General features: G+C 71.6%; 3 protein-coding genes. All 3 read left to right on the top strand.

What is annotated here, in order from left to right; genetic code table 11:
• Positions 1 to 1,080 (top strand): class I tRNA ligase family protein (locus tag Q0116_RS07235; protein WP_297886660.1); only part of this gene is annotated, 1,080 nt, incomplete at its 5' end.
• Between the two features lie 73 nt (positions 1,081 to 1,153).
• Complete coding sequence (gene kynU, locus Q0116_RS07230; protein ID WP_297886659.1) at positions 1,154 to 2,554, top strand: kynureninase; 1,401 nt, start codon at positions 1,154 to 1,156, stop codon at positions 2,552 to 2,554.
• Between the two features lie 92 nt (positions 2,555 to 2,646).
• Positions 2,647 to 3,668, top strand: a 1,022-nt coding sequence (locus Q0116_RS07225) for a PAS domain-containing protein (RefSeq protein ID WP_297886658.1), incomplete at its 3' end; no start/stop codon positions are given.

Here is a 3,668-nt window from a genome sequence, read left to right as displayed (position 1 = left end):
CACGCCGTGATGCACCTGCTGTACTCGCGGTTCTTCACCAAGGTGCTGGCCGACGAGGAGGGGCTCGACCACCGCGAGCCGTTCACGAACCTGCTGGCGCAGGGGATGGTCCAGCTGGAGGGCGAGAAGATGTCCAAGTCGAAGGGGAACGTCGTCTCGCCGCAGCGGATCGTCGACGAGTACGGCGCCGACACCGCGCGGCTGTTCATGATGGAGGCCGCCCAGCCCGAGCGCGACTTCGACTGGTCCGAGGAGGGCGTCAGGTCCACCCACCGCTTTTTGACCCGCCTCAGCGACCTCGTCGAGGCGTACGCCGCGGGCGAGGTGGCGACGGCCGACTCCGACGCCGACCGCGATGAGATCGACGACTACGTCGCCGACGAGACGGACGCCGCGGTCGCCATCGCCGGCGCGGAGTACGACGACCTGACGTTCAACGTGGCGCTGCGGGAGGCGCAGGAGCTGGTCCGGACCCTCCGGAGCTACCGCGAGCACGCCGACCCGCACCCCGCCGTCTTCGAGCGCGGCGTCGACGTCGCGGTGCGCCTGCTCGCGCCCGTCGCGCCCCACCTCGCCGAGGAGCTGTGGGAGACGCTCGGCCGCGACGGGTTCGTCGCGGAGGCCGACTGGCCGACCGCGAGCGTCGACCGCGAGACGGTCGAGCGACGTCGCCGGCTGGTCGCGAACACCCGCGAGGACGTGCGCGACATCGTCGAGGTCGCCGGGATCGACGACCCCGAGCGGATCGACGTGGTCGTCGCGCCCGACTGGAAGTACGACGCGCTGTCCATCGCGATCGACAGCGACGCCGACAACCTGATCTCGGAGCTGATGGCCGAGAGCCACATCCGCGAGCGGGGCGACGACGCCGCCTCGTACGGGCAGGACCTCCAGGCGAACCGCGAGGCGCTCCGGGAGACGCTCGACGGCGACGCCGAGTACGACGCCCTGCGCGCGGCCGCGTGGCTGATCGAGCGCGAGTTCGACGCGCCGGTCCGCGTCGAGCGCGCCGCGGACGCCGACGCGGGCGTCGTCAGCAAGGCGGAGCCGGGCCGGCCCGCGATCGACATCGTCGAGTGACGCCCGCGCCGGCACTCGGTCGCCGCTCGACCGACCCCGGTAACGCTTAGTCGCCGGCGCGGTGTGATCGCGTATGGACGATCCGTACGCTCCCGCCCGGGAGGCGCTCGCGGGCGAGGGGCTCGGCGGCGGCGGGGCGGGCGACGGCGACCCCGCGGTGCTCGCCGCCCGCCTCGACGAGAACGACCCGCTCGCCTCGTTCGCGGACCGCTACCGAGTCCCCGAGGACGTGCTCTACATGGACGGGAACTCGCTCGGCCCCGCGAGCGACGCCGCCCTCGCGAGCCTCGACCGCGTTATCGACGAGTGGCGCGAGCTGCTGATCTCGGGGTGGACCGACGCCGACCCGCCGTGGTTCGACGTCGGCGAGCGGCTCGGCGACGCGCTCGCGCCGCTGGTGGGCGCGGAGCCGGCGGAGGTGGTCGTCGGTAACTCGATCACGGTGAACATCCACACGCTCGTCGGGACGTTCCTCGACGAGCTGCTGGCCGGGAACGGGCCCGACCGCGACGGGGTCGCGGCCGCGGACGGGGGCTGGGACGCCGCGGTCGACCCCGCGGTCCTCGTCAACGAGCTCGACTTCCCCTCCGACCACTACGCGCTCCGGGCGCAGCTCCGGCAGCGCGGGATCGACCCGGACGAGAAGCTCCGGGTCGTCCCGAGCCGCGACGGACGGACGATCGACCCCCGCGACGTGGAGGCCGCGCTGGCGGCGCACGACGACGTGGGGATCGTCTGGATGCCGACCGCGCTGTACCGGTCGGGGCAGCTGTTCGACGTGCCGCGGATCACAGCGGCCGCCCACGAGGCGGGGGCGTACGCCGGCTTCGACGCGGCCCACTCCGCGGGCGCGGTCCCCCACGAGTTCGGCGACGCCGGCGTCGACTTCGCGGTGTGGTGTACGTACAAGTACCTCAACGCCGGGCCGGGGTCGATCGGCGCGCTGTTCGTCGCCGAGCGCCACCACGGGCTCGACCCCGCCCTCGCGGGGTGGTGGGGCCACGAGAAGGCGACGCAGTTCGAGATGAACATGACCTTCACCGCGGCCAACTCCGCCGGCGCGTGGCAGATCGGCACGCCGCCGCTGCTCTCGGCCGCGCCGCTGGAGGGGTCGGTCGAGCTCCTCCGCGAGGCCGGGATCGACCGCCTGCGGGCGAAGTCGCTCGCGCTCACCGACTTCCTCATCGCCCTCGTCGACGACCGGCTCCCGGCGGTCTCGGTGGGGACGCCCCGCGACCGCGCCGCCCGCGGCGGCCACGTCGCCCTCGAACACCCGGACGCCGAGCGACTGAGCGCGGCGCTCACCGACCGGGGCGTGGTGGTCGACTTCCGGCCACCGAACGTGGTCCGCGTCTGTCCGGCCGCGCCGTACACCTCGTTCGCCGACGTGCTGGAAGTCGTCGACGAGATCGAGGCGATCCTCGACGCGGACGCCCACGAGGCGTACGCGACGGGCGAGGGCGGCGTGACGTAGCGGTCGCGGCGAGCGGCGTCGACTGAGGGGATCCGCACCCTGACATCCGTGGTGTTATCTACGGAGAGAACGTATATTGCGTCATTAGAACAATGAGGAAGGGGTCACAGTCGACCGGCGGAGATGACCGGCTCGAAGCCGGCGGGAAGGAGGTGGAGAGCGCGTACGAGGCGATGTTCCGGGAGGCGGACGACGCGATCTTCCTCGTCGACGTCGCGCGGGCGGACGGCGAGTACGAGTTCACGTTCAAGCAGAACAACGCCGCCTACCAGCGACAGACCGGCCTGAGCGAGGACGCGATGTTCGGAGAGACGCCGCGCGAACTCCTCGGCGACGAACAGGGGGCCGCGGTCGAGGCGAACTACCGCCGGTGCGTCGAAGAGGGGACGACGATCGAGTACGAGGAGCGACTCGAGTTCCCGGGCGGCACGAGCCACTGGCAGACGAAGCTGACGCCGGTCGCCGACGGGGGGGACGTGACGCAGATCGTCGGCATCGCTCGCGACGTCACGGAACAGAAGGAGCGGGAGCGGGAGCACCGGCGCACGCATCGCCGCTTCCAGACCGTCTTGGAGACCATGTCCGCGGCGGTGTTCCTGAAGGACACCGAGGGACGGTACCTCCTCATGAACCAGGCGTGCCGCGACGTGTTCGACATCGACGAGGACCCCGTCGGGATGACCGACGAGGAACTCTTCCCGGAGGCCGTCGCGGCGCAGGCCCGGGCGGACGACCGCAGAGTGATCGAGGGCGGCGAGCAGATCGAGGTCGAGGAGACGGTTCCGACGCCCGCCGGAGAGAGCGTTCGACTGACTCGGAAGTCGCCCGTACACGACGAGGAGGGGTCGATCCGCGGGGTGTGCGGCGTCTCGACCGACATCACCGAACAACGGGAGCGAGAGCGGGCGCTCCAACAGATCAAAGACCGGCTCGAGCTCGCGGTCGAGGGCGCCCAGATCGGCGTCTGGGACTGGGACATGACCACCGACGAGGTCGAGTTCAACGACCAGTGGGCGCAGATGTTGGGCCACTCGATCGACGAGATCGAACCGCACCTCGACGCGTGGGAGCGCCGCGTACACCCCGACGACGTCGAGGCCGTCGAGGACGCCCT

The organism is uncultured Halorubrum sp. (assembly GCF_937146585.1).
In the GTDB taxonomy this organism is placed as follows: Archaea; Halobacteriota; Halobacteria; order Halobacteriales; family Haloferacaceae; genus Halorubrum; species Halorubrum miltondacostae.
Note: the sequence above shows the minus strand (reverse complement) of the source record. Positions and strands in the feature narration are given on the sequence as shown.